General features: G+C 53.1%; 20 protein-coding genes and 1 pseudogene. 12 read left to right on the top strand and 9 right to left on the bottom strand.

Going from position 1 to position 26,494, the window contains the following annotated elements; genetic code table 11:
- Window positions 1-97 precede the first annotated feature (97 nt).
- The 3 genes from IPM21_11015 to IPM21_11005 all read right to left on the bottom strand — a co-directional run bounded on the left by IPM21_11015 (window position 98) and on the right by IPM21_11005 (window position 5,105).
- Window positions 98-2,338: a TonB-dependent receptor gene (locus tag IPM21_11015; protein MBK9164413.1), complete on the bottom strand. Its 2,241-nt coding sequence runs from the start codon at window positions 2,336-2,338 to the stop codon at window positions 98-100.
- Between the two features lie 173 nt (window positions 2,339-2,511).
- Entirely contained in the window at window positions 2,512-3,291 is a 780-nt protein-coding gene (locus tag IPM21_11010; protein ID MBK9164412.1) for a response regulator transcription factor, read from the bottom strand.
- Window positions 3,288-5,105, bottom strand: coding sequence for a histidine kinase (locus tag IPM21_11005; protein ID MBK9164411.1), 1,818 nt, complete (start codon window positions 5,103-5,105; stop codon window positions 3,288-3,290). Before IPM21_11005 ends, IPM21_11010 begins: the two co-directional genes overlap by 4 nt.
- 259 nt (window positions 5,106-5,364) lie before the next feature.
- On the opposite strand from IPM21_11005, the gene IPM21_11000 reads away from it, so the two are divergent.
- The 4 genes from IPM21_11000 (at window position 5,365) to IPM21_10985 (ending at window position 8,426) form a co-directional block, all read left to right on the top strand.
- Window positions 5,365-5,844 (top strand): histidine phosphatase family protein, encoded by a 480-nt coding sequence (locus tag IPM21_11000; GenBank protein ID MBK9164410.1) that lies wholly within the window; start codon window positions 5,365-5,367, stop codon window positions 5,842-5,844.
- Between the two features lie 143 nt (window positions 5,845-5,987).
- On the top strand, window positions 5,988-6,674 hold the full coding sequence (locus IPM21_10995) for a response regulator transcription factor (protein MBK9164409.1): 687 nt from the start codon (window positions 5,988-5,990) through the stop codon (window positions 6,672-6,674).
- Window positions 6,675-6,721: 47 nt separating this feature from the next.
- Window positions 6,722-7,774, top strand: a complete 1,053-nt coding sequence (locus IPM21_10990; GenBank protein ID MBK9164408.1) for a PAS domain-containing protein — start codon at window positions 6,722-6,724, stop codon at window positions 7,772-7,774.
- A gap of 112 nt (window positions 7,775-7,886) precedes the next feature.
- Window positions 7,887-8,426 carry a CarD family transcriptional regulator gene (locus IPM21_10985; protein MBK9164407.1) on the top strand — a complete coding sequence of 180 codons (540 nt, stop codon included), beginning with the start codon at window positions 7,887-7,889 and terminating at the stop codon, window positions 8,424-8,426.
- Here the strand turns inward: IPM21_10985 and queF are convergent.
- Window positions 8,423-8,830, bottom strand: a complete 408-nt coding sequence (gene queF / locus IPM21_10980) for an NADPH-dependent 7-cyano-7-deazaguanine reductase QueF (protein MBK9164406.1) — start codon at window positions 8,828-8,830, stop codon at window positions 8,423-8,425. The genes IPM21_10985 and queF overlap by 4 nt on opposite strands.
- Window positions 8,827-9,651 (bottom strand): 3'-5' exoribonuclease, encoded by an 825-nt coding sequence (locus tag IPM21_10975; protein ID MBK9164405.1) that lies wholly within the window; start codon window positions 9,649-9,651, stop codon window positions 8,827-8,829. The genes queF and IPM21_10975 overlap by 4 nt, the downstream gene beginning before the upstream one ends.
- Window positions 9,652-9,783: 132 nt before the next feature.
- Here IPM21_10975 and IPM21_10970 point away from each other — a divergent pair, with 132 nt between their 5' ends.
- The 7 genes from IPM21_10970 to aspS all read left to right on the top strand — a co-directional run bounded on the left by IPM21_10970 (window position 9,784) and on the right by aspS (window position 15,914).
- Window positions 9,784-10,368: an orotate phosphoribosyltransferase gene (locus IPM21_10970; protein ID MBK9164404.1), complete on the top strand. Its 585-nt coding sequence runs from the start codon at window positions 9,784-9,786 to the stop codon at window positions 10,366-10,368.
- Complete coding sequence (locus IPM21_10965; protein ID MBK9164403.1) at window positions 10,368-11,228, top strand: hypothetical protein; 861 nt, start codon at window positions 10,368-10,370, stop codon at window positions 11,226-11,228. Before IPM21_10970 ends, IPM21_10965 begins: the two co-directional genes overlap by 1 nt.
- Window positions 11,218-11,970 carry a tRNA pseudouridine(38-40) synthase TruA gene (gene truA / locus IPM21_10960; protein MBK9164402.1) on the top strand — a complete coding sequence of 251 codons (753 nt, stop codon included), beginning with the start codon at window positions 11,218-11,220 and terminating at the stop codon, window positions 11,968-11,970. The genes IPM21_10965 and truA overlap by 11 nt, the downstream gene beginning before the upstream one ends.
- 8 nt (window positions 11,971-11,978) lie before the next feature.
- On the top strand, window positions 11,979-12,290 hold the full coding sequence (locus tag IPM21_10955; GenBank protein ID MBK9164401.1) for a DUF952 domain-containing protein: 312 nt from the start codon (window positions 11,979-11,981) through the stop codon (window positions 12,288-12,290).
- A gap of 17 nt (window positions 12,291-12,307) precedes the next feature.
- The gene (locus tag IPM21_10950; GenBank protein ID MBK9164400.1) at window positions 12,308-13,087 is read left to right on the top strand and encodes an isoprenyl transferase; all 780 of its coding nucleotides are present in this window, start codon (window positions 12,308-12,310) and stop codon (window positions 13,085-13,087) included.
- Between the two features lie 61 nt (window positions 13,088-13,148).
- Entirely contained in the window at window positions 13,149-13,988 is an 840-nt protein-coding gene (locus IPM21_10945; GenBank protein ID MBK9164399.1) for a phosphatidate cytidylyltransferase, read from the top strand.
- Window positions 13,989-14,102: 114 nt separating this feature from the next.
- Complete coding sequence (gene aspS, locus IPM21_10940) at window positions 14,103-15,914, top strand: aspartate--tRNA ligase (protein MBK9164398.1); 1,812 nt, start codon at window positions 14,103-14,105, stop codon at window positions 15,912-15,914.
- Between the two features lie 3 nt (window positions 15,915-15,917).
- On the opposite strand, the gene IPM21_10935 is transcribed toward aspS, so the two are convergent.
- The 3 genes from IPM21_10935 to IPM21_10925 all read right to left on the bottom strand — a co-directional run bounded on the left by IPM21_10935 (window position 15,918) and on the right by IPM21_10925 (window position 21,495).
- On the bottom strand, window positions 15,918-16,748 hold the full coding sequence (locus IPM21_10935; GenBank protein ID MBK9164397.1) for a hypothetical protein: 831 nt from the start codon (window positions 16,746-16,748) through the stop codon (window positions 15,918-15,920).
- A 91-nt stretch (window positions 16,749-16,839) separates the two neighbouring features.
- Window positions 16,840-20,670, bottom strand: coding sequence for a chromosome segregation protein SMC (smc, locus tag IPM21_10930; protein MBK9164396.1), 3,831 nt, complete (start codon window positions 20,668-20,670; stop codon window positions 16,840-16,842).
- A 75-nt stretch (window positions 20,671-20,745) separates the two neighbouring features.
- Window positions 20,746-21,495, bottom strand: coding sequence for a DUF4388 domain-containing protein (locus IPM21_10925; GenBank protein ID MBK9164395.1), 750 nt, complete (start codon window positions 21,493-21,495; stop codon window positions 20,746-20,748).
- A 183-nt stretch (window positions 21,496-21,678) separates the two neighbouring features.
- On the opposite strand from IPM21_10925, the pseudogene ribA reads away from it, so the two are divergent.
- A pseudogene (ribA, locus tag IPM21_10920) lies at window positions 21,679-22,339 on the top strand (GTP cyclohydrolase II).
- A gap of 84 nt (window positions 22,340-22,423) precedes the next feature.
- Here the strand turns inward: ribA and IPM21_10915 are convergent.
- Complete coding sequence (locus IPM21_10915) at window positions 22,424-25,741, bottom strand: TonB-dependent receptor (protein MBK9164394.1); 3,318 nt, start codon at window positions 25,739-25,741, stop codon at window positions 22,424-22,426.
- Window positions 25,742-26,494: the final 753 nt, after the last annotated feature.

Below are 26,494 nucleotides of genomic sequence, written 5' to 3'. Positions count from 1 at the left end.
AAAGCCCTCCGATCAGTTTGTTTATTCAGAGTATAAACGAACTGAACGGAGGGTGTAAGTTTTCTTTCTACAGTTGAACCTAAGTCAGCAGCTTCGATTAGAAGAATCTGAACGTGTATCCGACACGGATCCCACGTCCGATCTCGGGCATCAGGTCTTTAACGAGGTTGACGTGATTTCGGTAGAGCTTGTCCGTCAAATTGTAAGCATTGAACGAAAAAATATGGGCGCTGTGATGTCGTGCGATCGTGTACGACCCCGCTATATTGAGGAGGCCGTAACCGGCGGTGCGTGTTTCTAACGGAAACAACTTGGTCTGAGCCGAGGCAAATACTACCTCGGGCCGCAAGCTCAACCCCTCATATCGAACGTCGAGGCCGAGCCTCGCCCTTGCCGGTGGGATTCGGGGGACGTTGAGATTCTCATCCACCAGTTTTGCACGCACAAAATCAAAGCTTGCAAAGCCGCCCAGCCAATCGTTGAAAGTGGCCTCCGCCGAGATCTCGGCACCAAAATACTCCGCGTCCTCTTGTTCAAATCGAGCAACGGGAAGCCCGTCCTCGATGTCAACGTCACCGTCGCCGTCTTCATCCTGAAATGCAAGGAAAACAAAGTCATTGATCCGGTAGTAGTACACATCACTGAAGAATCGGAAGCGTTGCGAGGTGTGGCGAAGAGAGAAATCTAAGCCATTCGCTGTTTCCTTTCGGAGGTTCTCGTTACCGATCTCGAACGTCACTGTGCCGATATGAGGACCGTTGTTGTAGAGTTCCTCGAGGGCCGGGGCTCGTGTCGAGAATGTGTAATTAAATACGAACGCGCCGCCGGCCCAAAGCCCGACGTTCATCCCCGCGGCACCTGAGAATCCGGTGAAATTACGGTCACGGTACTGAGGATCCTCGGCACGATAGCGGTTGTTCTCGACGCGTCCGCCAAACTGGAACTTGACGCGGTCGAAGTTAAGCTCTTGTAGTCCAAAAACGGAGAACGAATTCTGCCGTATCTTGCCGTCAATGAGTTGCTCGGCACCAACGACCTCGTAATCGCGGTTGAAGCCTTCAAACCCGAACCGACCGGTCAGCCGCTGATACTGTTGTTGCTCGAACACCGAGCGATAATTGAACACCTTGTTCGAAAACGTTGTTCCGACCTCGTCGATCCCGTCCTCGCTCTCGATTTCCTTGTGCCTGTAATCGGTGTAATCGACGGCGTAGTTGACTCCGCGGAGAAACGAATTATTCAGATCGCGGAAACCACCGTTAAATCGGACATTGTAACGACGCATTCTAAGGTCGATATCCTCGTCGACATCCGGAAGTTCACCCTCTTTCGGTTTCTCGCCGCCACCCTCAAAAAGGGCTGCGAAGGGAATCCCGAAGCGGCGTACATCGGCACTGAATTTCCCGGCAAGAAATGCTTTCTCGCCATAATATCCTGTTCCAAACGAACCCGTCGTGGACCGCGAAGCCGAGTTTGGGACTTGTCCGAGCGGGGTTTGATAGTCACCTGTACGCTGTGCGCCAAAATTGCCGCGAAACAGCCAGCGATTCAAGCCATATTCGACACCGCCTCCGATAGCACCCTGCTTATCGGCGGTTCCTCCGACACCCTTTACATAACCCCGCACTCCGTCAGTGTAGTCGTCATCCGTATGGTCGATCACGTTTACGACGCCGCCGATCGCGTTGCTCCCGTAAAGGAGAGTACCCGGGCCCTTAACGATCTCGATCCGCTCCGCCGCCATCGGATCCAAAGGTTCACCGTGATCGCCTGATTGCGAGCCGACCGAACCGTTGCGAATGCCGTTCTCCAAAACAAGCACGCGATCGCCGTCGAAGCCCCGAAGCACTGGGCGTGCCGAGCCGGGGCCAAAGCTGCGTTTCGCAACACCAGGTTCACCTTCAAGGACTTCGCCGATCGAAGTGGACGCCTTTTCGAGTACTCGGCCCGGCCCGATCGAAGTCACTGATTGAAATGAATCAAAAACGGTCTGCTCCGCCCCGGAGGCGGTCACAGTCACCTCTTCCCGCAGCGATGATATTTGGAGTTGGAAGTTGACGGTTAAAGAAGCTCCGGTCCCAACCGTGATCTGGCGTGAAGTATCTGAAAAACCCTCTAGGTGAACGAGGATCGAATAACGACCCGGAGGTACGTCCTTCAATGAGAAATTGCCGTCGGTATCTGTTCGGACACTTTGTCGGGTCTGCACGATCTGAACGTTCGCATCATGGAGCGGGATCGCATTCCCGTACGTCACCTTACCGGTGATAGTTGCGTTCTGAGCAATAGCCGCAACGGCAAGCAAAAGAACAACAAAAAATATACTGAAAATTCTCATTTGTACCTCGTAAATCAAATGTCGGATCTTGGGCGTAAGGTGCCTTACGACCAAAAGCTCAACGATAGCTGAAGAACCGCTGCCCTTGTTGTCTTTTAAACGAACGGTCGAAATTCGCACATAAAATGCACTATTGGAGTGATAGCAAGAAAAACAAAGGAGACGTTTAAAGACTAGATTCGCAATAGCTGGGCCCGAAGTGCCTTGGATTGAAGTCGGCTGGAGGTCAATTCTTGGCCGTTGATAAGGTGGACAATGTATGTCCCGCCAGCAACCGGCGAGATCCTTTCCACCATTTTTATATTCGCGAGCGAACCGCGCGACAGCCTGACAAAGAGTTCGGGGTCGAGACGAGCTTCAAGGTCCTTTAACCGGTAGTTGATCGTGTATTTCGTTCGATCTGCCGTTGTGAGGTAAAGCAATTCCCCGTCTGCAACGATCGATGCGATATCATCGACCGGAACGAGGTAGATGTCATCACGCATGCGGACAGGAATTCGTTTAAGAAAGCCCGTGCCTGAGGTGTGCTCGATCGTTTCCGTCGCAGCTTCAAGTCGCTTTCTCTCAACGTCCCGCCAGTCGGCATTCTCAAGTCGTTGGAATGCCCGAGCTATTGTCTCGCGGAGCCGGGAAAGCTCAACCGGCTTCAGAAGGTAATCGATAGCATTTAACTCAAAAGCCTGGACAGCATAGTCGTCAAATGCCGTAACGAAAGCAACCAGAGGCATCTTGTCTTCTGAGATCTTCTTCACGACCTCAAGACCGCTGAGCTCCGGCATCTGCAGATCTAGCAACGCGAGGTCCGGCGACAGCTTCCCAATTAAGTCGACCGCATCAAGCCCATTCTCAGCCTCACCGACGATCTCAACTTCATCGATCTTGGAAACGAGCTTCTTCAGATATTCGCGCGCCGGACGCTCGTCATCGGCGATCACTACCCTAAGAGAAGTCATATGGCGGAAACCTCGTTCTCGTTCTCGATCTCGGAACGCTTATGAACGATCGGAATCGAGATCACTGCTCGCGTCTCCACGTCGCGATACCGATAAAGCTCGAGTCGCGCCTCGTCGTGATAATAGTTGCGAAGACGGTCTTCTACATTACGTAGGCCGACACCTCGAGATTCGGGACGAGCAAGGAGCGAGCTCCCATCGCCCGTATCCGCGACCGTAATACACAGAAACGCCTGACCGTCCTCGTTCTCAAGCAGCGCACTAATTTTAACTTCTCCACCGGATCGTTTCGTTGAGATCCCATGTTTGATCGCGTTCTCAACCAAAGGCTGTAGGATCAGTGAGGGGATCTCGATCGACCGCAACTCGTCATCGACGTCTATCGTCACGGTGAGGCGCTCCTCAAATCTTGCCCGCTCGATCTCCAAATAGCTCTCTATGAGCCTAAGTTCCGCACCAAAAGACGTGAATTCGTCAGTGGTATTCAGAACCCGCCGCAGCAGTTTTGTTAGCTGAAGTAGGGTTTGCAACGCTTTGTCGGGCGATTCCTGGATCAAGTAGCCAATGGTTGTGAGCGCGTTGAATAAGAAATGCGGATTGATCTGGGCACGGAGGGCCGTAAGTTGGGCCTCGGCGGCAAGGCGCGAAAATTGCTGTTCTCGAAACTCTCGCTCGCATCGTTCATGGGTGACGCGAAGGGCGTCGATGCGTCTCGCGGCTCGATTCGCCACCATCTCAAGCATTGTGATCTCTTCCGAGAGCAACCTCCTGCCGCCGGCAAATTCCCCGAGACGTATTAAATAAAAGGGAGCCTCCGCGGTCCGGATCACGGTCTCAATATATTCGCCCGCATCGTTTACCGAACTCAAGCGTGGCTCGTCTTTTACGTATTCGATCTCTCGCCAGTCATACGATCCGGCCGAAAACTCCTTCCCCAAAATTGACGAGACCAACGCTGGAACGAGTTCCGTTGATTCGCATTCATCGATCTCTTTCGCAAGTTCGTTCAAGAAGCTTTCGTAATCGGGGCGCTTCAACAAAACCGTATCGACCAACCATCCCGCAAAACGGCTTATCGACGGATAGAGAAGTGCTGTGCCGACCCAAAACACAAGTATGATCGCCGTCGAGGGTATGTTTGGAGAAAGACGAGCTACGGCTTCGGTCGCCTGGCCAGCAACTGCAACATAGAGCCCGAACGCAACAAACGCGAGTAAAATTAGCGAAACCGCACGCTTGAGAAAGATATCTGCAAAAGCAAATCTATAATTCTGGTAAAGGATCGCTAGTACGAGCGGCAGGGACGATTGGTGGGCTATCAATTCTACCGGCCATGAAGAACCGCTTCCCCGGTGCGAAACAAGGTGAAGAGAAGATACGGCGAATACAAGAAGTGCCGTCACCCAAACTGTCTTTCGCTCCACGGTTTGCCGGAGGTTTGTGAGAAGCAGCCCGATCACAAGCGACACGGCACCAAAGGTTAAGAGGATCAGGCCCGCAGATGACGGAACCGCCAAACCCGCAGCGTATGCCCAGATGTGAACGACAGTAGCAAGCGTGCTGATAAGGTAAGCGATCCACGTCAATACCGGCCGTTGATCGGTCTCGAGTTGAACAGAATGAACTACGACTGAAGGCAAAAAGCCCAACGCCGAGTAAGCGAAAACGGTGATCAAAGGATGAAGGGTCGAATTGTGGCCAAGGGCGGTGACTGCGAGTTCACCGGCGTTCCAAACCAACCCGAGCGCAGATGTAAGAAAGAGCAATACCCGGACCTGCTTGCCGCCCGAGCTCTCACGATGTCGAAGAATCATCCATCCGAGAAGAGCATACAAAGCAACCCCGACGGAAAATCCGAGCCAGTTGACCAGAAGAGAAGGATTTATTTGTTCAACGACCAACATCTCAGACTACAGCACTGATCGACGTCTATTTGTAAAATTCTAGCAAATTGCCGAAATTGAACCATGGGAGGTTGAACTTGACCAATGATCGGGATTAAACTCCCCCTCAGTTCTTCCCGCAGAGCTTTTCCCGCCTCCCTCATTTGAATATATGAAAACTCTGCTCTTAATGCGACATGCAAAGTCCAGTTGGATCGATACCTCGATGGCTGATTTCGATAGGCCCTTGAACGAACGTGGGCGAAGGGCCGCACCGTTCATGGGTGAGATTATTGCGACGGAGGGCCTTCTCCCTGATTTCTTGGTAAGTTCGCCAGCAAAACGGACAACTGAGACAGCGAATCTGGTTCAGGCCGCTACCCGACATACTTTTGATGTCCATTTTGACGCAAGGATATACGAAGCGAGCGCCGAGGAACTTCTTCAGGTCGTCTCCGAGATTCCCGATCGGTCAACCCGAGCACTCTTGGTCGGTCATAATCCGGCATGTGAACAAATTCTTCGGATGCTGACAGGGGCCGTCGAGCCGATGCCAACCGCTGCTTTGGCCGTGATCGAACTCGAGATCGCTTCATGGAATGAGATCGCTCCGGCTTCGGGGAAACTGCGTAGGCTGGTTCGACCCAGAGAAGATATGCGTAGGACCTAAGGCTCGGATTACGTCAAAACACTCGGAACCCGCAAGATCCAATAATTAACATAGTGGTAACATTCTGGTAACATCGCGGCAAGCTGCGGTTCATAAACTGGCGTTGAACTCTTGAACGCCAATTACTTGAAACACCGCGATTTATGCAGCCAACGATATTGATCATCGAAGACGACGCTGATATAGCCGAAAGCCTTCACTACAACTTCAAGCGCGAAGGCTTTCGGTCAATGATCGCAGAATCGGCCGAGAAGGGCCTACGTCTGGCCCTTGACGAAAAATCTACACCTTCATTGATCATTTTGGATCTCATGCTTCCGGGTATGAGCGGAATGGAACTGTGCAGACGCTTGAGAAAAGAACAATCGACAGAAAGCACGCCGATAATAATGTTGACGGCGAAAGCTGCCGAGTCCGACAAGATCGCAGGGCTAGACACCGGTGCCGACGACTACATCGTTAAACCATTTTCCGTCAAGGAAGTGATCGCCCGAGTTCGAGCCGTGCTCCGTCGGGCCGAAAAAGAGACAACGCTTAAGTACGAAGACGAGCGGCTTGAGGTCGACTTCGACGATATGCGGGTCACGGCTGATGGCGAAGACGTTAAGCTTACGCGGAAGGAATTTGCTCTTTTAGAGCATCTAATTAAGAACAGCGGACGGGTTGCGACGCGGCAGCAACTCTTGGACAATGTCTGGGGCTATAGTTACTTTGGCGATACGAGAACGCTTGATGTTCACATCCGCCGCCTTAGACAGAAAATGGATGGCTGCGGCATCGCGATCGAGACTGTCGTCGGCGTTGGATATCGGTTTGTCGGATGCAAATAGAGCCGACACAAAGATTCGGCGTAAGCCGACCCGCTTCGTTAACACCCTTGCTGGATACACTTCAAGCGGTACTTGACGCTAACCGCGACTCGGTTCTCCTCGCGGATTCGAGCATGCGCGTTGTAGCTACCAACCCGTCTGCCCAGAAATCATTTGGCCGCGGCGGTTATCCTCTCGCAGGCCGCCGTCTCAGCGAGATCATTCGTGACATCGACCTCCACGAAGCATTTCGACGCGCCGTCGTCAGCAATGCGTCCGAAGAAGTTCGGATCGAACTCGTAGGGACTGAGCGACGGATCTACAACGTATTTGTTGCACCGATCACTCTTGACGGAAAACAATATGCGATCGGCACCTTTTACGACATAACTCAGATCGAAAGACTCGAAAGAGTGCGTCAGGAGTTTCTTTCAAATATTTCCCATGAACTGCGCACGCCGCTGACATCGATCCTGGCCTTCGTAGAAACTCTCGAAGACGGTGCTATTGATGATGTCGAAAACAGTCGGCGTTTTCTAACGACCATTCGTCGCAATGCTGAGCGAATGCACGCTTTGATCGCTGACATCCTGGAGCTTTCGTTCATTGAGTCCGGCAACATCTCGATCGACGTAAAACAAGTGCGCATTTCAAATGTGGTAGATGAGGTCTTTGCTGACCTTGCGACAAAAGCGACCGAGCGCGAAATTGGGCTCATAAGTGACATTGCGAGTGAAGCACGAGTGTTTGCAGATCCGATGCGGTTGGAGCAGATGTTGACCAACCTGATAGACAACGCTATCAAGTTCAATCGGAACGCCGGAACCGTCACCGTATCGCTGTCCTCAACAGACAAGGCCGATCTGATCTCGGTTGTTGATACAGGCGAAGGCCTTCTTGAGGGTCACGCTCAGCGGATATTTGAGAGATTTTACCGTGTTGATCGCGGAAGGACCCGGGACGTCGGGGGCACGGGGCTCGGACTTTCGATCGTCAAGCATCTTGCCCGGCTTCACGGCGGTGAGATCTCAGTTCGATCGGAGCTTGGTACAGGAACCGTGTTTACGATCGAACTTCCCCGACACTCGCTCCCTTCGGAAGAATCTTCTTTCGTCTCCTAACGGAAGTGTGCTATCCTTTTCCTGTTCCCTTTTGGATTTTCCTCACGACCGGACCAATTAGGTTCAATCAGTCCTTTCGAATTCCGTGGTGTTTTACGGAGGTGAGGAGCTTATGGATCTTTCAGTCGGAGAAAAGGTCGCCTACCCAAATCAAGGAGTCTGCATCGTCGAAGCAATTCGGCGAACAGCTCTCGGAAATACGGTTGTAAATTGCTACACCCTTCGCTTGATAAGTGATAATTCGACCATTCTGGTACCTTTAGACAATGCCGAGAACATTGGCATTCGTCCGGTCATCTCACCGCAACAATGCAAAAAACTGATTCGTTCCCTATCTGCCGACTTTGAGATCGTCTCGTGTGACTGGAAGTCACGATCGAAGGAATTTGCAGAAAAGCTTCGAAGCGGGGATTTGTTCTCGGTCGCGGACGTTCTAAAGAAACTCACGTTCCTGAGTTACGAGAAAAAACTCTCTTTCCGCGAACAGACGCTTTTGGACAAATCTCGAAGCCTGATACTGTCCGAGATACTTGTTGCCGAACCAATGGATGAAGAAGTTGCGGTTGAAAAGGTCGATAAATTGGTCGCCAAAGCCTGCGAAAAGCATCAAACCGTTCAGCCACGCGTAATGAACGGCAACAATTCGCACTAAGCCTTCGAATACTCGGCCCTTACAACGGTCTTGATGTTCCCTCGCACATTAAAATCGCCCACGAGTCTGACCTCAAGCGGGTCACATGCCTCTACGAAATCCTCCACGATCACATTCACCACATGTTCGTGAAAGATCTTTACCTCACGAAATGAATTTATGTAAAGTTTTAGGCTTTTTAGCTCAATGCACCGCTCATTTGGGACGTAGCTGAGTTTGATCGTCGCGAAGTCCGGAAAGTCGGAAAACGGGCAGATCGCTGTGAACTCGGGTATTTCAAAGTCGATCCAAATTTTTCGGCCCTTAAACTCGTAACCGAAGGTATCAAGTTGCACCAGGCCCATTTCGTCCCGCGGTGTGGACTGGATCTCAAGGTTCTGCAGATTCTCTGGTGGTAAGGTCATGCTGTTTTCCATTTTCGTCTTCGTCCGCCCAATTTCCGGGCCGAGGCTAGATCGTTAATTCCCAATTCCTCTAGGTCGCCGAGCAAGTTAATGAATATTTCGGCTGTTGCCCGCGCATCGTCTGACGCACGGTGATGGTTTTCGAGCGCGATAGCAAAATGCCGGGCAACGGTCATAAGTTTATGATTCTCGATGTCCGGCAAAAGGTGGCGCGACAATTGCACCGTGCAAAGCTGCGAATTGCCCAACCTGTAGTCGACATATACTTGCCCGATCTCGCAATTCAAGAAACTGACATCAAAGTGTGCGTTATGAGCAACTAGCACTGAATCACCGATGAACGTCAGCAATTCGTCCGAGATATCACGGAAGGCCGGCGCGTCGGCCACCATTGAATCGTCAATGCCGGTAAGCGAAGTTATGAACGGCGGAATCGGCGTCTCCGGGTTGACGAGCGAATGATACTCACCGCAGATCTTTCCACCTGAGACCCGATACGCGCCGACCTCGGTAACCTTGCACGGCGGAGCCTTCGCTCCCGTAGTCTCAAGATCGATTACGACGAAATCGGCAGTACGGAGATCGATATCTCCGTCATCATTTGTCGTGAGTACAACATCGTCATTGACGATCGCAAGTCGAGCGTCCTTTTCCGCTAATCCTTCCGCCAGAGTGCGGGCGAGGGCCGCCTCCCTGACATTGATCTTCATCACCGCCCCGACAACAGAGATCGCTGACGCACGTCCACCTCGGAGCTTCAGGAATTCGATCGTGTCACTGATCAGTAATGCGTCGCAGATCAGATTTGGGAACGGAGCCATACGACTTTATTCTAGCCGTGTCATCCAGAACCGCAAATCATCGGGACAAATCTGGCCTTTCTAATTGGGCAGAATTGATAGCTTTTGGCATAATGCAGGTTCGGTGCGCCAGTTAATTCACCGCCCAAAACAATGAACTCCGAACAGATTCTGCAGCATTTTCGTGACACTGACGCTTTACTGGAGGGGCATTTCGTCCTCTCGAGTGGACTCCATAGCCCGATCTACCTGCAATGCGCTCTTGCCCTGCAATATCCCGCAGACACAACCCGGTTTGCGGCCGAGATAGCGAAAAAGTATCTTGACCGCGGGATAGAGACGGTTGCTTCGCCTGCGATCGGCGGACTTGTCGTCGGCTATGCTGTCGCCGCCGCTCTTAACGTTAGGTTCATCTGGACCGAGCGGCAAAATCAGGTAATGACCGTCCGCCGAGGGTTCACGATCAAGCCGGGCGAAAAGATCTTGGTAGTCGAAGATGTGATGACGACCGGCGGCACGACCAAGGAGTGTATTGAATCGCTCACCTCCCGTGGAGGCGACGTGATCGGAGCCGTAACGATCATCGATCGTTCGAACGGACGGGCCGACGTTGGAGTCGAGAGGACGTCGCTTGTTACGATCGACGTTCCCTCCTTTGCACCTCAATATTGCCCAATGTGTGCCGAAGGAATGGAAACCGTGATGCCGGGAAGCCGCAAGTCGCACGACAAGCAATAATGCGACAGGTTTGCTTTCTTACCACAGACGACCTGACCGGCTATACGAGCGATGATGAATTGGCGGTTGAGCCACTTCGCTCGCTTGGATGGCAGGTTTCGTACGAATCTTGGAAAGATCCCACAGTCGATTGGGGACGGTTTGAGGCGGTCGTTATCAGGACGCCTTGGGACTATCAAAAGGACGCGGAAGGCTTTTTGGAGGTTCTTCGCACTATCGCGAACTCGGGAGCCCGTCTTGAGAATCCGTACGATATAGTCGAATGGAACCTGAATAAAAGGTATCTTGCGGAGATTTTAGCGGCCGGTGTTCCTGTAATCCCGACGACATTCGCTACGGGCGGTCTGGACGCGTCCGAGTTTAACGACTTCAAAGAAATCGCCGGCACGGATGAAATAGTAGTTAAGCCGACAATAAGTGCTACGGCTCAAGATACGTTTCGAGTGCGGAGTTTTGATCATGATGTTGCCCGGGTGTTCAAAGATCGAGAGTTCATGATCCAGCCTTTCATTCCCTCGATCACGGAAGAGGGCGAGTATTCGCTGTTCTTTTTTGAAGGGGCCTTTAGCCATGCGATCTTGAAGACACCGAAGACGGGAGATTTTCGAGTACAGGAAGAACACGGTGGCAATATTAATGCGACAGAGCCTGCGGGCGAACTCATGGAACTTGGCTTTCAAGCCTTGAGTTTCATACGGAAGCGCCTTCTTTATGCGCGTATCGACGCCGCAAGAGGGCTTAGCGGACGGTTTGAGATAATGGAGGTCGAACTGATCGAGCCGGCTTTGTATTTCAGAATGGATAATGGTTCTGCCGCCAGATTCGCCGAAGCGTTCAATTCGAGGATGAATGAACTATAAACTCCTGATCCAGTATGACGGAACTGATTTCCACGGCTGGCAGCGGCAGGAGCATGACCGGACCATCCAGGGCGAGCTGGAGCGTGTTCTCGGTGTTTTGGAAGGTGGTGCGGTTCACTTGGCCGGTTCTGGGAGAACAGACGCAGGCGTCCACGCCGAGGGACAGGTTGCAAACGTTGTCTTGTCGCGAAGCTTTACTCCAGAGAAACTTCAGGCAGCGATAAATGGCAATCTTTGGCGAGACATACGGATCATGAACGTTGAGAACGCACCTGATGATTTTCACGCTCGCTTCTCAGCAAAGGAAAAGACCTACGTTTATCGAATCGTAAATGCTCCGATCATGTCGCCATTCTGGCGGCGTTATGCTCTGCACGAGTCGCAGCCACTAAACATCGCCGCGATGCAGGCAGCCGCTCGCGTACTTATCGGCGAACACGACTGGACCGCATTTTCGGCGGCCCAGTCTGATTCCGATAATCGCGTTCGAAACGTAATCGACTGCGGTTTCGACACCTTCTGGGATAAACGGGCGGGTGCAATGATTATCGAGTTCCACATTTCGGCCAATGGATTCCTGCGTTACATGGTGCGTTCGATCGTTGGGACGCTTCTGGAGGTCGGGCTGGGAACGCGTGATTCTGATACAATTCAAACGGCTTTGGTGAGCGGGGAACGAAAACTTGCCGGTAAAACCGCCCCGGCCCACGGCCTAAGCTTGCTTAAGGTCGACTACGATTAGATCAGCCGATGCATATTTTCCATGTTATTTTGCCCAAATCCTGGGAAGAACAGCGGTCCGGAGATACGATCATCGCTGAAAGTCTTGCCGGAGAAGGGTTTATTCACTGTAGTTTGCCTGAACAGTTGGATGGCGTTTTGGATCGGTATTTCGATGGGGTTTCAAAGGTCGTCGTCTTAACAATTGACAGCGAACGACTTAGTTCGGATCTTGTATTCGAACCCTCGACCAATGGCGAGGGGTTTCCTCATATTTACGGTCCGATCAATATCGACTCGATCGTTCATTTCGAGGAACGGATCATCGGTCCGGACCGGTAACAAGCCTTTGTGAGCTGATGTTCGAAGCATTTTCCGGGGTAATAAAGAAAAATACTAAAGAGTCGGAGCTTCTTTCGGCGATTGATGCCGAGCGCCTTCCGCGGCACATTGCGATCATTATGGACGGCAATGGGCGTTGGGCACGTCGGCGAGGCAAACCACGTATATTTGGGCATCGAGCGGGAGCCGAATCCGTCCGGGCGATCGTTGACACCTGTGCTCGTCTCGCTATTCCTTCGGTAACCCTTTACGCGTTCTCAACCGAGAACTGGAAACGGCCAAAGGCCGAGGTCTCGGGGCTGATGTCGATGCTAAAGCGCTATCTAAGAAGCGAACTCAAGGATGTTCACAAGAACAACATACGCTTTCAAGCCATTGGCAACATTTCCGGCCTGGCCGAAGATGTCCGGACAGAGATCGACGCCGCTGTCAAAAAAACCAGCGAGAACACCGGAATGATATTGAATGTCGCGTTGAATTATGGCGGCAGGGCTGAATTGGTCAGGGCGTTCAAGCTTGCTGCGGAAGATGTGGCAAGAACGGGCCGCAGTCTCGATTCAATAAATGACGCTGATATCGAAAAATATCTCTACACTGCTGGGCTTCCCGATGTTGACCTCCTGATACGCACGAGCGGAGAAATGCGCATATCGAATTTCCTGCTTTGGCAGATCGCGTACGCCGAGATCTACGTAACGGAAACTCTTTTCCCTGATTTTCGGCGGCCGCACATTTTCGAGGCGATCATCGAGTATCAGAAGCGAGACCGTAGATTCGGCGACGTTCAGTCTGCGTAATGTATATTTTCTGGCATGACAGGGGTGAAACGCCGGACTTGCCCAACTAGCTTATTCTTGAATGCGAACTCGACTTCTTACCGCTGCCATCGCCTTGCCGATCCTTATTGCCTCGGTGGTTCTCCCCTTTTGGTTTCCCGAAACGGTTTGGCTTTTTGTCGTGATTGCCGTCCTCGCCCTCGCCGCGGGACTCTTTGAGTTTTTCACTCTAACAAAAAAGCTCGAACTCAAAGCGGATGCCGGAATGGCGTATTTGGCCGCGGCCGCATTGGTAGTGGCTTTCGTTTTCGACGCCCCTTCAAAGGCCCCTGAGTTGCTTTTGTTAACGCTCGCCCTCGCGTTGATCGTCGTGATCATCGCTGAGACGTTCCGCTTTCAGAAGGATTTTTCGAAGCTTCTTACCGGTCTGGGGGTAACCGTTTTCGGGGTAGTTTACGTCGCGTTTCTCGGTGGCTTTCTTATCGCTACGCGGGTCGGCTTTGAGAACATTCCTGGGCTTTCCTCAAAGCTCTTGTTATTTTTCTTCGCGGTCATATTTGGCTCGGATGCCGGGGCGTATTTTGCCGGACGGGCTCTTGGCAAGCATAAACTCGCCCCTCTGATTTCGCCCGGGAAAACGATCGAAGGCCTGATTGGCGGCCTCGTCGCAGCCGGGGCCATCTCGGCACTCTGCACCTGGTTGTTTTTTCCGGAGTTGCCTGTCGCGATCGCTGTTGGTCTCGCGGTTGTAATGGCTGCGGTCGGCGTTCTCGGCGACCTGGCCGAAAGCGCCATGAAACGCGGTTCGGGGACCAAGGATGCCGCAAACATACTCCCGGGCCACGGCGGACTGCTCGACCGGCTCGACAGTTTGCTTTTGAACGCTCCTATCTTGTATTATTTCGCTCGTCTTTATTTTTAACATTTGATGAACGCTTTTCGGCTGAACAACGACAATAATACATAGGCGAGGACGCACATCCCGTAGCGTTCCGCCTTTCGTTTGTCGCAGACCGAAAGGCTTTTTTATTTATATATGTTGGATGTTTTAGGAAACTTAGAAAGGACGCACACCTGCGGGGAACTCCGCGAGGCAAATGTTGGCGACCAGGTCGTGTTAATGGGCTGGGTCGCCAAGAAACGCGACTTTGGCGTTTTCACCTTTATCGACCTTCGCGATCGCGAGGGGGTTACGCAGGTCGTCGTAAGTTCGGAGACAGCAGCGGAAGCTCACGGGAAAGCCAAGTCAATTCGCGGTGAGTTCGTACTCGCGGTCAAAGGCGAGGTCGTCAAGCGCGATGAGGGTGCAAAGAATGCCAAGCTTTCGACCGGTGCCATCGAGGTCAAGGTCGGAGAATTGTTGGTCCTTAATGACGCTGCCGTTCCCCCCTTTCAGCTCGAAGTTGCAGGAAGCGAGAACTTGGCCGCCGAGGAAACGCGGCTAAAATATCGTTATCTTGACCTTCGCCGTCCGCAGCTACAGCGAAATATTCGGATGCGTGCGAAAGCCGTTAGGGCGATCCGCGAGTATTTTGACGACCGCGGATTCATCGAAATCGAGACGCCGATACTTTTGAAAAGTACGCCGGAAGGAGCACGCGATTTTGTCGTTCCTTCGCGAATACATACTGGTAAGTTCTTTGCCCTGCCGCAATCGCCACAGATCCTCAAGCAGATCACGATGATCGCGGGCTTTGACAGGTATTACCAGATCGCACGTTGTTTTCGTGATGAGGACCTTCGTGCGGACCGGCAACCGGAATTTACTCAGCTTGATATGGAAATGTCATTCGTCAACCGGGAGGCCGTTTACCGCGAGATGGAAGGGATGTTCAACCATGTGCTCAAGCTGATCGATATAAGCCTTCCGGCCGAGTGGCCGCGGATGACCTATGCCGAAGCGATGCGCCGCTATGGCAGCGACAAACCCGATCTGCGTTTCGGGATGGAGCTACAAGACCTCAGCGAAAATCTGCACGGCACCGATTTTGCTCCGTTCGCCGATACGCTCTCGAAAGGCGGCGAGATCAAGTGCGTCGTAGCAAAGGGTAAAGCCGATTATTCGCGCAAACAGCTAGACGAACTTCACGACTATGTAAAACGCTATGGAGCGGGCGCGATGGCCTGGATCAAGATGGGCGATGAGATCACGTCCTCACTCTTAAAGGTCCTCGGCGAAGGAAAGATAGCCGAACTCGCCGCAGCCGCAGGTGCCGAAAAAGGTGACGCCGTTTTGATCGTTGCCGGCAAAAAGAGCGTGGTCGCCGCTTCGCTCGGCGCACTTCGCAATGAGATCGCTCGTCGCGAAGGATTGATCGACCGGAGCATATACAAGTGTCTTATCGTGACGGAGTTTCCGATGTTCGAGCATGACGATGAGACCGATACATACGTTGCTGCTCACCATCCTTTTACCTCACCGATGGACGAGGATCTGGAGATGTTCAAAACGGCTGTTGATGATCCGTCGCAACATCACCTTCTCGGGCAAGTTCGTGCAAAGGCCTACGACGCCGTGATCAATGGCTACGAGTGTGCCGGCGGATCGATCCGAATTCATCAAAAGGATGTTCAAGCACTGAACTTCAAAGCCCTCGGAATGTCACCTGAATCTGCCCGTACTCAGTTCGGGTTCTTTCTTGACGCTCTTGAATACGGCACACCGCCGCATGGAGGGTTTGCCGCGGGCATTGAACGAACCTGTATGATCTTATGCGGAACCGAGAACATCCGTGACGTAATGGCCTTTCCGAAGACCGCCTCGGCGCAAGATCTCATGATGGATTCGCCCGGTGTAGTTGACCCGCTTCAGTTGGATGAACTTGGGATAAACGTCGTCGAAGGCTAAAGGCTATTTCGCGGTTTTCTTGATCTGGCCGATCAGTCGAAGCGTGTGATTGCGTGCGATCAGCGGCAGACGCTCATCGTTAGCGAGAGCCGTCAGCAATGGCAGCAACTGGACGGGATCTGAGATCTCGTTTCTTCGCAAATAGGACTCAAGACGGCCGATCAGCTTTGGTGACTCGAGCGGTTGGTTTTGGCGGGCGAGGTCAATATCAAACGTCAAGATGAACTGGTTCGCGATCTTTCTGTATTCGTCCGCAAGCGACTTTGCGAGACGGTTATCTGTCCAATTGAACTCGGCCGTCCGCTTCTTGTCTTCACGAACTAAGGTCAGACGAACCGTTCCCATATGCGAGAAATCCTTTTCGTGCTGATACGACTCATTAGACTCGAGAAACTTCAGATCTGCGTACGCCGCATTTAATCGAGCGAGCGTGGCACTTGAGATCTCTATCGCCTCGGTCATCGGCTCCTCAAAATCCGCACGCATGAATTCAATGCTTCCCTTTCCGAGATCATCGTGGCGAATCAGAACACGGCTCAACGTGAAATTCGGCTGAAAGAAAAGATACTCATACTCAGATCCCGAACGCCGTTCCGTACTTGCGACCGCAACGACCGTTTCCCCTTGCGGGCGTTCATTTCGTTTGGTCGGGATTGGTTCGTTTGCTTCTGAAGAGTTTGTGCTTGACTGGGTCTCATCGGCAGCAGTTTTCGGCGTCTTGGTTGTGGCCGCCTTCCCTTTAGAGACATTTCTCTTCTGGCCCGACACTGCTAGAGCGGCAGGCCCAACGAAAATGAATAACAAGGTAATGGTCGCGATTCTACTGAGCATCATTTTTCCGGGCGATTCGCCCGTCCGGCGAAAGTGGGATTATATACCACTTGAAGGAGTCTACGATGCCGCAAGACCCAGATAGGTTCGACCATTATTCGAATCTGACAGATACGACCTTAGAAACACCCGCCTCTTGCATCGTCACTCCGTAGAGAGCACGAGCCGCTTCCATCGTCCGCTTATTGTGGGTAATGATGATGAACTGCGTCTTTTCGGCCATGTCGGCGATCTTATTAACAAAACGCCCGACATTGGCCTCGTCAAGTGGGGCATCGACCTCATCAAGGAGACAGAATGGTGAAGGGCGGTATTTGAATATCGCCATCACCAAAGCTATCGCGGTCATTGCCTTTTCGCCGCCCGAGAGCAAGAGAATGTTCTGCAACCGCTTGCCCGGAGGTTGGGCCGCGACCTCAATCCCTGCCTCAAGCACATCGTCTGATTCGAGAAGCGTCATCTCGCCGCTTCCGCCACCAAATAGCTCGGAAAAGAATTCCTTGAAGTTAGCGTTGATCGCCTCGAACGCTTTAACAAAGCGCTCCCGTGACCTGGTCTTTATTTCACGAAGAGCTTCTTCGGCCGACGCAATGCTCTCGATGATGTCTTGCCTCTGAGATGAAAGGAAAAGCAATCGTTCTTCCGCCTCAGCAAGTTCCTCGACCGCCAGCATATTGATCGCGCCAAATCCATCGAGCCGCTCGCGAAGATCTTCCGAGCGTCCGCGAGCCGTTTCGAGTTCAAAATCCTCTGAGATGGCCTCGCTTGCAATAAGCTCATCGAGCGAGCAATGAAGGTCCTGCGTGCAATTCTCGCGTATGTTCTCAAGTCGAGTCGAGGCTTCGGCCTGCCGGACCTCGATCGCGGCACGTTCATTCATTGCCTCAGCGGCCGCACGATTTCTTTCGGCAAGAAGGCTCGAAGCCAGATCAGCATTTCCACGGGCCGCGGCAACTGCGGCGATCGCGGCTTCGAGTTCGGTGCCTTCGGCTTCGATCTCCGTCGCCATTCCGGCGATCCGTTGCTCTGTATTTTCAAGAGCGGCGGCTACCTCGACCAATCGCTTCTCAGCCTCTTCAAGCTCGCGAGCGGTCGTGCTTGACCGAAGTTCAAGCTCCTTCTGCTCATTTTCAATTCGCTTTAGTGCAGATTGCACGGCACGACGCCGTTCGCTTGAAGTAGCGGCAAGTGTACGCCGGTCGTTGAGCGTCCCGTTCTCGATCTCGGCATTCTGCCGGGCAGTTGTAAGCCGAAGATTTACTCCCTCGATCTTTGATCTCACTTCGGCAAGCAACGTTTCAGCAGTCCGTCGGCTTTCGAGAGCCTCATCGATCCGTTTTCTAATTTCTGCAGATTCGTTCGATGTTTGTTCACTTTCGGCAGCGACGACCTTCTGATGCCGCTCGGCCCGCTCGATCTCATGACGGGCGGTCTTTTCTTCAAGCTCCAGAGCGATCAAATGACGCTCGACCTTTATCACCAGCGACTGTAGGTCAACGGTCTTTTCTTCAACCTCCGCAAGTACTTGCCGGTCGCTCTGAGCCTTGTTTCTTGCCAATTCGGCGTTATCTGCGAGCTCCTTTACCCGCTCGGCAAGAGTGACAAGCTCGCGCTTAAATGCAAGAAGCGAATCGCCTTCCGAGCCTTCCGCTCGTACGCCGCTTATATATAGAGCACCGCCGAAAAGAATGTCGCCATTTCGCGCAACGTGAACACCCTCACCCCCACCAAGCGAGGAAAGATCGTCAACGATACGGGCAGAAGCTTCCCGCGGAAATGCATTGCGCAGCAAGTCTGCAAAAGTCCCCTCGACTCCCATTGCCGCGAGTACATCTGAAGAACTTTCAGTCGCCCGCTTTGAATTCGATCTCTCGAGTCCGGGTGCGATAAGGATCGCCACTCGCCCGGCACCGCTCCGCCGCGACCAATCAGCGATCTTCGCAGCTTCTTCCGCAGAGTTGACGATCACGCTTTGCAGATAAGGTCCAAAAAGACTCTCTATCGCGGTCTCTGCACTTTCCGCAACATTCAGGAAATCAGCCAAAACACCGAGCGGTTCAACACCGATATCATCCCGCTGCGAAAAAAGCTTCTGGATCTCCGGCGAATAAACGGCACGGCGATCCTCAAGCTCCTCAAGCGTCTCGAGCCTGTTCTGGACACGCTGGAGTTCGCCTTCTGCGGCCGCAAATTGTTGCTCGGAACCTGAAAGAGCCTCTCTTGCCGCCACGATAGCGGCGGTCAAAACCTCTTTTTCTTTTTCGAATTGCCCCAGTTTTTCGCGTTCGCCCCCGATCTCGGAAACAAGTCGTTCAACCTCGGCAACGTGTTCTTCATGGGCCTTTTTCGCACGGCCTTCTTCTAATTCCAAACCGCGGGCCCGTTCCTCAAGTCGTTCAAGGTTTTGGTTGAGCTGCCGTTCAACCTCACCGAGCCTTTCGATCGCGGAGGTATGCCGCATAAGCTCGGCACGCTCAACTTCCAGCTCGCTCTCGATGCCGCGGACCTCTTCGACAAGCTCCGAATAGCTCTTTTCAGCCTCGGCCAGAAGCATTCGCGACGCATCGGCCTGTTCGCCTTCGGCAGCTTCTTCTTTTTCGAGTCTTTCCTTTTCAGATGCCGCAAGCTGCATGCGTTCTGCAGCCGCATCCATTTCTCGTTTATGGTTACTTATGCGATTTCGGAGATCCTCGATCTGTTCGGTCTGGTAGCGACGCTCTCGCTGGACCCGATCCCGCTCTAGGGCCGCCTCGGACTGCCCGCGCCTGACCTCCGCAAGAGCTTCCTCCGAATCCCGGGCGAGCTGAGTCGATTGCCTGACCGCATCTTCTTGCGAAGTCACGGCCAACGAGCACTCTTCGACATGATCGACCGCTCCCTTTAGCTGAACCGTTAGGTCCTCGATCGCGGCCGCCAAATGCTTGCCCTCGGCGGCAAAGAGTTGCCTGAGCAGCACTCTGAACTCGTCCTGGAGGGCGACGAAACGTCGCGTCTTTGCGGCCTGTCGGCGGAGCGAGTTAGCTTGTTTTTCTATTTCGGAAACAATGTCGGATATGCGCCCAAGATTGGTCTTGGCACTGTCGAGCCTGGACTCGGCAGCCCTCTGGCGGGTACGGAACTTTGAGATTCCGGCAGCTTCTTCAATAAGGCTCCGACGATCGGCCGGTTTCGCTGAGAGTATTTGACCTATACGGCCTTGCTCGATTATCGCGTAGTGTGCACCGGAGAGGCCGGTTCCGGCAAAGAGGTCCTGAATATCGCGAAGCCTGCAGCTTTTTCCGTTGAGCAGATACTCGCTTTCACCCGAGAGATAAAGTCTTCGCGATACGGAAACAGCCTCACCGGGAGCAAAATCAAGAGCAAACGACCGCGGCCGCCAATGCCGCTTTGTCTTTATCGTTCGTGCGGCTCCGACGCTGGCCGTCGCCCCTGCGGCCGCGACCTGAACCTCTTCAATTTCGACCTCGCCGACATGAAACCCATTTTCCGAGACATTTTCGCTTGCGGCCTCGACGGCTTCGACCTCTACGATCTCTGGAAGTTCGCTTTCGTTTGTAAAACCTTCCAGAGCATCTACATCTACGGCAAGTTCATCGATACTGCTGAGCGCCTCGTCGATCTCTTCCAGCTCATCGTCCTCGGCGTCAAAGGTCATCTCATCACGGACAAGATGGAGAACGACCTCGGCCATTCCGGAAGGTTTTCGGGTCTTTGTACCCTGAAAAACTACGTCCTTCATCTCCGCACCGCGGAGCGATTTCGCGCGCTGTTCTCCGAGCACCCAAGCCATCGCATCGGACACGTTGGACTTGCCGCAACCGTTCGGCCCGACCACTGCGGTTATGCCGTTTCCGGTGAAAACGACCTCAGTATGGTCTGCAAATGACTTGAAACCTGTTATCTCGAGGCGTTGGAGCTTAAACATCCTATAGTGCTTACCTGTCTGGGGTAGCACTATATTTTGGGGTATGACCGCTTTTTAGTCAACCTTTGATCTCGATTACATTACCTCGGTGCTGACATCTCGGAGGCCCTGCTCCTCTGCCCGCTCCTGGTCAAGCTCGGTGAGTACATCAAGGAGAAAATTGGTGTTGCTTGAGACCTGAATAACGACCGGAAAGTCACTTTCCGAGATCGAAAATTCAAATGTGCCGCTGTTTAACTCAACAAGTTCGCGGAATGCCTTGACGCCATTCCTGCCGTTGCACTCCGAGTCGACTATCTGCCCGTCATTAAACGCCACACTGCCTAAATGTAGGTCAGATTTCAGAATCAACAGCCCGGTCATCTTTGCATTCTCAATAACTTGGATCGCGTCAAATATTCCGACGTATCCGAGATTCCCGGCAAAGGTCGTATCGGTTCGGACCTTCTGCGGCGACCTGTCCCGCGTCGTTGCAAAGTCTGGACGACGTGCTTTGCGGATAGCATCAAGCCCGGGAGCCACAGAAACCCTCGGGTCAAGCAGCTTGGCTTCCTGGAGCCGGTCGTATGCATGATCAAATTCTTCGCGGTTTATATATAAGGTAACGAGTGCGAGGCATTGCCTGGCGGCCTCATTGAGGTTCTTTTGCTGGACGCATATATCGCGCATCTTTTCCCGGAGCGGGATGGAACGCGGACTCCGGTCGATCGATTCCCTTAAAAGCTGAAAAGCCTTGTCCGGGGAGGCGTATTTCACAAAAAGATCCGCATCGAGCAGAACGCTCTCGATCGAGACGTCGTTGAAGGGTGTCTTTGTTTCTAACATTTGGCTCATTGTTCAAGGGGGGAAACCGGAGGGTTCAACAATGTTTAGTTTACCATAGCAATTCCGGCTTGTCAGCAATTTTCTGAGCATCGCAAACGCTCCTCAAATGAATCCGAAGGACAATACCAAGCGAAAACCTTTACGATTGGAAAAAGCAACTGAGATCGACCGGTTCACACGATTATGATCACGCAAACTTGCCATTCTTCAACGACTTACACTACTTTCCCGGGCGTCCCAACGGTTCGAAAAGAGGCTGAGGCCTTTCTTCCGACCGAGTTTGGCAATTTCAGCATTGCGGGCTACCGTTCGATCGATTCGGATGAGGAATTCGTCGTCGTATATAAAGGAATTGAGAACTCCGACAAACCCGCACCGGTCCGGATCCATTCGCAGTGCCTTACGGGCGATGTTTTCCACTCCGTAAAGTGCGACTGCGGCCCGCAGCTCGAGCGTGCACTCAAAACTATCGCCGCCGAGGGCCGCGGAGCGGTCGTTTATCAACATCAGGAAGGCCGGGGCATTGGGATCATCAATAAGATCAAGGCGTATGCTCTTCAGGATCAAGGGAGCCGATACTATCGAGGCAAATCTGATGCTTGGGCTTGATGTTGACCTTCGCCAGTACGGGCAATGCGTTGAGATACTTCGCGATCTGGGATTTACAAAGGTAAAGGCCCTGACCAACAACCCGGAGAAGATACAGGCGATGCGCGACGGCGGGCTTGAGATCGTCGAGCGTGTCCCGATCGAATTTGAACCCTCGGAACACACCGAAAAGTACCTTAGCGTTAAGAAGTTCCAAATGGGACACTTCCTTAACCTCGTCACACAGAATATTTAGTACCTCCTGGTGTAGAAACTGCACTTGCCAAAAGTTGAGGCGGCCCTTGAGCCGCCTCTTTTTTTGCATTCACATGTCCGATCTCTAAAATTCGAACCTGATCCCGAGCCTTATCTGCCGCGGCCGATATGCACGCGTCGGGACAAGGAATCCGGTCCTCAATTCTTCGAGCTGTGCCGGTGTCGGGGTTGCCGAGACAGCTTCATAGTTGATGAATTCCGACCCAAAGCTGAAAACGGCGGCATTCAGGATGTTATTGAACTCGATCTGCGGCCTCAGCCTCATCCGCTCCCCGAATCTCCACTGGCGGGAGATATTTAGGTCGAAGATGAACTGTGCCGGGCCGGTGCCGGCATTTCTTGGCAGGTTTCCGCCGCGTCCGATCGGAGCGAGCGTAAACTGGCGAGCCAGATCGACCGGAACCGGATCGTTAACGTCGCGCCAGACAATGTCCCGGATATTTCCGCTGAAATCCGGCCGGTCAGAGTTCACATCGTCGAGGTTCCGGTCGTCAGCGGTCTGTCCGCCGTTCGAGATATTGAAAGGTGCGCTTGAGCCAACCCGCAGTATCGGCGAGAAACGCAATTTACCCATCCACGACGGAGTGTCGAATGTCCCGGAAAGGGCAAAGCGATGCCGGCGGTCGAGCAAACTTCGCGACCACTCGGCCCCAAAGTCACCGGGCGTTTGCGCCGACGAAGTATTCACAATTCCGTCGTCGTTAAGGTAAGAGAGCGTGTAGGCCGCACGGATCGAACCGCCGAATCCCATTCCGAACTGCCGATATCGCCGCCGCAGCTCAAGAATAAGCCCGCGGTACCAACTGGTTCCCATCGAGCCGACCTGTTCCGTTTGCCCGAACTGCGGAAAAGGCCGGAGCGAGTCGGCAATGATCAGTGCACGTCCGTAGGGAGTCGATGACGAGGTCGAGCGATTCTGGGTATTCAGGTTGTAGTAAGTGACGCCGGCGTCCGTTCTAGAATCCGGAGCGGTCAGCCCCGCAAACTCAAATCTGATATTCCCGGTCGTGATGCCGTTGGCAAGATAGTCGGCAAGGTCCGAAAAGCCCTGCGGAATGATCGGCGCGTTCGTATTTATTTCCCGCCATAGCCTGATGGTCTTATTGAGCGTGAAATTTGCCTCGGCGACAAAGCCCTTTCCGATCTCGCGTTCGAAACCGAAGTTAAATTGATAGCTTTCCGGGATCTTGATGTTCTCATCAAGGCTTCGGAAGAAGCTGTTATTGTTCAGCCCGGCCGCGATGTATTGCTGGACGAGCGGACTTTCCGGCGTGAAGGTCTGGGGAAACTGATCGCTGAGTGCGGCAAGATAAACATCACGGGCACCGCCGGAACTCGAGACCCGGTTCGTGTCAAAGATGATCTCGTTCAATCCGCGGCGGTAATCATCGACCGTCCGCAGCAGGACGCGGTTATAGAAGATGCCGGCTCCAAATCTGATAACGCCTTTTCCATTCTTAAAGGGCGACCAGGCAAGTCCGACACGCGGGCCGAAGTTGTTGTTGTCCTCAATAACGGTCTCCCGTTCCCAGCGAAGGCCGAGACTTAGCGTAAGGTTATTCCGGAGCCGCCAGTCGTCCTGCAAAAAGAAGCCGGTGTAAGTATTGACGACGTTCGAATCCGTAAAGAAGTTGTGACGGTAACGCGTAACGCAGCTCCGCGGAAAAGTATTTACACCGCCGCGGATGCGCGGATTGGTCGGGCCGGACGGCTGTGTCGGATCGGTCAAACACTGCGGAACTGTTGTTGCCGAAAGCGGATCGGCAAAGTTGAAGGTGCCGGTCGCATCGCTTAGGTCGATAAAGGTCGAATCGACCCGCTGAACATCAAACCCGAACCGCAGCGAATGATTTCCGGCAACGTAGGTGAAAGTATCCTGAAGCTGCCAGCGGCCCTCATCGCGTGCGGATGTCCCAAGAGTTGAAGAACCTGCGACAAGCGTCGTATTAAATGTAAGCCCGGGTTCGCGGAAGCTGATCAGCACGACCGGATTTACAAATTGGCCGACCGCCTGAAAGTCCGGCTTAAGTGTCGAATATTGAAAGCGGAATTGATTTACGGCCTTGGAACTGACGACCCAATTATAGGTGCCGTTTATTGCCTGTGTCTCGGTCCGCCTTCCGATAAGCGACTCGGCGAGGCGGTTTCCGCCATTGAACTGCCGGAGGTCGTTGGTCTTGCCAAACTGATAGTTGACCGTTATCGAGTGATTGGAGTTAAAGTTATGGTCGCCGCGGGCGGTAAAGCGATGCTGCTTTCGCGGGGTGTCCGAGCCATCAATGTATCTGCCAAGCTGCGAACCAAAATCGGTTATTATTTCGCTCGAATTCGGTGCCGGAAGCGGAAAAGCGGGATTTGCGGTCAGCGGGATGTAGGTATCGGTTATGGTCGAGTCGAAAATATAGTCGTATTCATAAGACGTAAAGAAGCTTGTCTTATTCTTAAAGTAGCCGACCGGGACCGGCCCGCCGAATGTGAAACCGGGAACGTGCTGCTGAAAGTTAAAACGCGGGACGCCGCGGCGGTTATTGCTCCATGTATTTGCGTTGAGGCTTTCATCTGAAAAGAAGTAAAAAAGCCTTCCCGCAAACCGCCGCGAACCGGCACGCGTACGGATATTTACGCGGCCGCCCGAGGCACGTCCATATTCGGCAGAGAATTGATTGGTAACGACCTGAACCTCGGCGATATTTTCGACCGAAGGTTGAAAGCGGATACCGGCGACGCGGTCGTCGTTGTTATCAAGCCCGTCGATGGTGATGTTGTTTGAATAAGCGGCACCGCCGGAGAGGGCAAAGACGCCGCCTTCGATCAATCCGCTGCTCGGGGCCGATTCCGTACGGCCGCCTTTATCAAAAGAGAGGTCGCGGTTTGAAAGCGGCTCCTCAGTAACTCCGCCGAGCGTCAGGACAAGGTCCAATCCGTCGCGGGTAGTATTTGGCAGTTCCTCGATCTCTCTTTGCTCTATCGTTCCGCCGACTATTGTCCGGGTTGTATCAATTACGGGTGCATCCGAGTCATCTACGGTGACGGTCGTCTCGGCCTGGACGTCTGCCGGCGAGAGATCGATATCAAGCTGGAGGTTCTGGCCCGAGATGGTATTTAGCTCGACCCGCTCCTTTGCCCCGAAGCCCGTGGCCGCAAACCTGATGGTATATGGCCCCGGCGGAAGCTCTATCAACCGATAGCGGCCATCGGAATTTGTGGTCGCCGTCCGCTCCTGTCCGGTCGCGGTCTGCCGGGCAGTTACCGTGGCCCCGGCGATCGCCTGGCCATTTGTATCAACCACCCGCCCGGAGATGACAACCTCATCCAGGTCCTGGGCAAACGCCCCCAAACCGAGGGCAAAAAAACACACCACCAACAAGGCAGATCTACGCATAAATACCTAACCTCCACCGAGGCAAAACTCCAAAATTTAATATGAACTGAGGACGCAACCATTTTCAAAGAATCCCCCCCAAATGTAAAGCCCACCCACCTTGCCCTCCCAAATCCCCTCGCCCGCCTTTACAACCCTGGTTTTAAACCCCCCCCCTCCCCCTTTTTTCACCCCCCCCCCCCCCCCCCCCCCCCCCCCCCCCCACCCCCCCCCCTCCCCCCACAACCCCTTTTTTCCCCCCCAACCCCCCGTTGAAATCGAAGAAGCCGTTTCTAAGCTCGCCGAAGAGCCGTTTGACGCGGAAGAGTTTCCGTTTGCGTTTTTAGAGGCTTTCGGGAATAAGGAAACGACGATCCGAAAGCTGAGAAAGGGTGATTCCAACAAGTCCGACGTTCCGCGGAGTTCTTCAGCGCAATCACATTCATATTAAGGTCTGTGCGGAAGGCGTTGCCGCCACGCTGAAGGCTCTTAAGGATAGTCCTGCTACGGGAGAAGCAGAAAGCCAAGTTCGTACTCGCGACGGACGGAAAATGGTTTGAAGCGGAGAATGTCGTAGACGGCGAGACCATTCCATGCGCCTATGCTAATTTCGCCGATCATTTCGGGTTCTTCCTTGCACTTGCGGGCATCAGCACCGTAAAGCAAATTCGCGAAAATGCCTTCGATATCAAGGCGACCGGTCGCCTAAACCGGCTTTATATTGAACTTCTGAAAGAAAATCCTGATTGGGGAACGCCGGAACGACGCGAAGAC

The sequence above is a fragment of the Acidobacteriota bacterium genome (assembly GCA_016716435.1).
Classification (GTDB): domain Bacteria; phylum Acidobacteriota; class Blastocatellia; order Pyrinomonadales; family Pyrinomonadaceae; genus OLB17.
The sequence above is the reverse complement of the archived record's forward strand: the minus strand, read 5'-3'. Positions and strand labels throughout refer to the sequence as shown.

Bases quoted from the DNA above. Each gene is read 5' to 3' on its own strand.
- IPM21_11015 (MBK9164413.1), bottom strand. From the start codon at position 2,338: ATGAGAATTTTCAGTATATTTTTTGTTGTTCTTTTGCTTGCCGTTGCG.
- IPM21_11010 (MBK9164412.1), bottom strand. From the start codon at position 3,291: ATGACTTCTCTTAGGGTAGTGATCGCCGATGACGAGCGTCCGGCGCGC.
- IPM21_11005 (MBK9164411.1), bottom strand. From the start codon at position 5,105: ATGATTCTTCGACATCGTGAGAGCTCGGGCGGCAAGCAGGTCCGGGTA.
- IPM21_11000 (MBK9164410.1), top strand. From the start codon at position 5,365: ATGCGACATGCAAAGTCCAGTTGGATCGATACCTCGATGGCTGATTTC.
- IPM21_10995 (MBK9164409.1), top strand. From the start codon at position 5,988: ATGCAGCCAACGATATTGATCATCGAAGACGACGCTGATATAGCCGAA.
- IPM21_10985 (MBK9164407.1), top strand. From the start codon at position 7,887: ATGGATCTTTCAGTCGGAGAAAAGGTCGCCTACCCAAATCAAGGAGTC.
- queF (MBK9164406.1), bottom strand. From the start codon at position 8,830: ATGACCTTACCACCAGAGAATCTGCAGAACCTTGAGATCCAGTCCACA.
- IPM21_10975 (MBK9164405.1), bottom strand. From the start codon at position 9,651: ATGGCTCCGTTCCCAAATCTGATCTGCGACGCATTACTGATCAGTGAC.
- IPM21_10970 (MBK9164404.1), top strand. From the start codon at position 9,784: ATGAACTCCGAACAGATTCTGCAGCATTTTCGTGACACTGACGCTTTA.
- IPM21_10965 (MBK9164403.1), top strand. From the start codon at position 10,368: ATGCGACAGGTTTGCTTTCTTACCACAGACGACCTGACCGGCTATACG.
- truA (MBK9164402.1), top strand. From the start codon at position 11,218: ATGAACTATAAACTCCTGATCCAGTATGACGGAACTGATTTCCACGGC.
- IPM21_10955 (MBK9164401.1), top strand. From the start codon at position 11,979: ATGCATATTTTCCATGTTATTTTGCCCAAATCCTGGGAAGAACAGCGG.
- IPM21_10950 (MBK9164400.1), top strand. From the start codon at position 12,308: ATGTTCGAAGCATTTTCCGGGGTAATAAAGAAAAATACTAAAGAGTCG.
- IPM21_10945 (MBK9164399.1), top strand. From the start codon at position 13,149: ATGCGAACTCGACTTCTTACCGCTGCCATCGCCTTGCCGATCCTTATT.
- aspS (MBK9164398.1), top strand. From the start codon at position 14,103: ATGTTGGATGTTTTAGGAAACTTAGAAAGGACGCACACCTGCGGGGAA.
- IPM21_10935 (MBK9164397.1), bottom strand. From the start codon at position 16,748: ATGATGCTCAGTAGAATCGCGACCATTACCTTGTTATTCATTTTCGTT.
- smc (MBK9164396.1), bottom strand. From the start codon at position 20,670: ATGTTTAAGCTCCAACGCCTCGAGATAACAGGTTTCAAGTCATTTGCA.
- IPM21_10925 (MBK9164395.1), bottom strand. From the start codon at position 21,495: ATGTTAGAAACAAAGACACCCTTCAACGACGTCTCGATCGAGAGCGTT.
- IPM21_10915 (MBK9164394.1), bottom strand. From the start codon at position 25,741: ATGCGTAGATCTGCCTTGTTGGTGGTGTGTTTTTTTGCCCTCGGTTTG.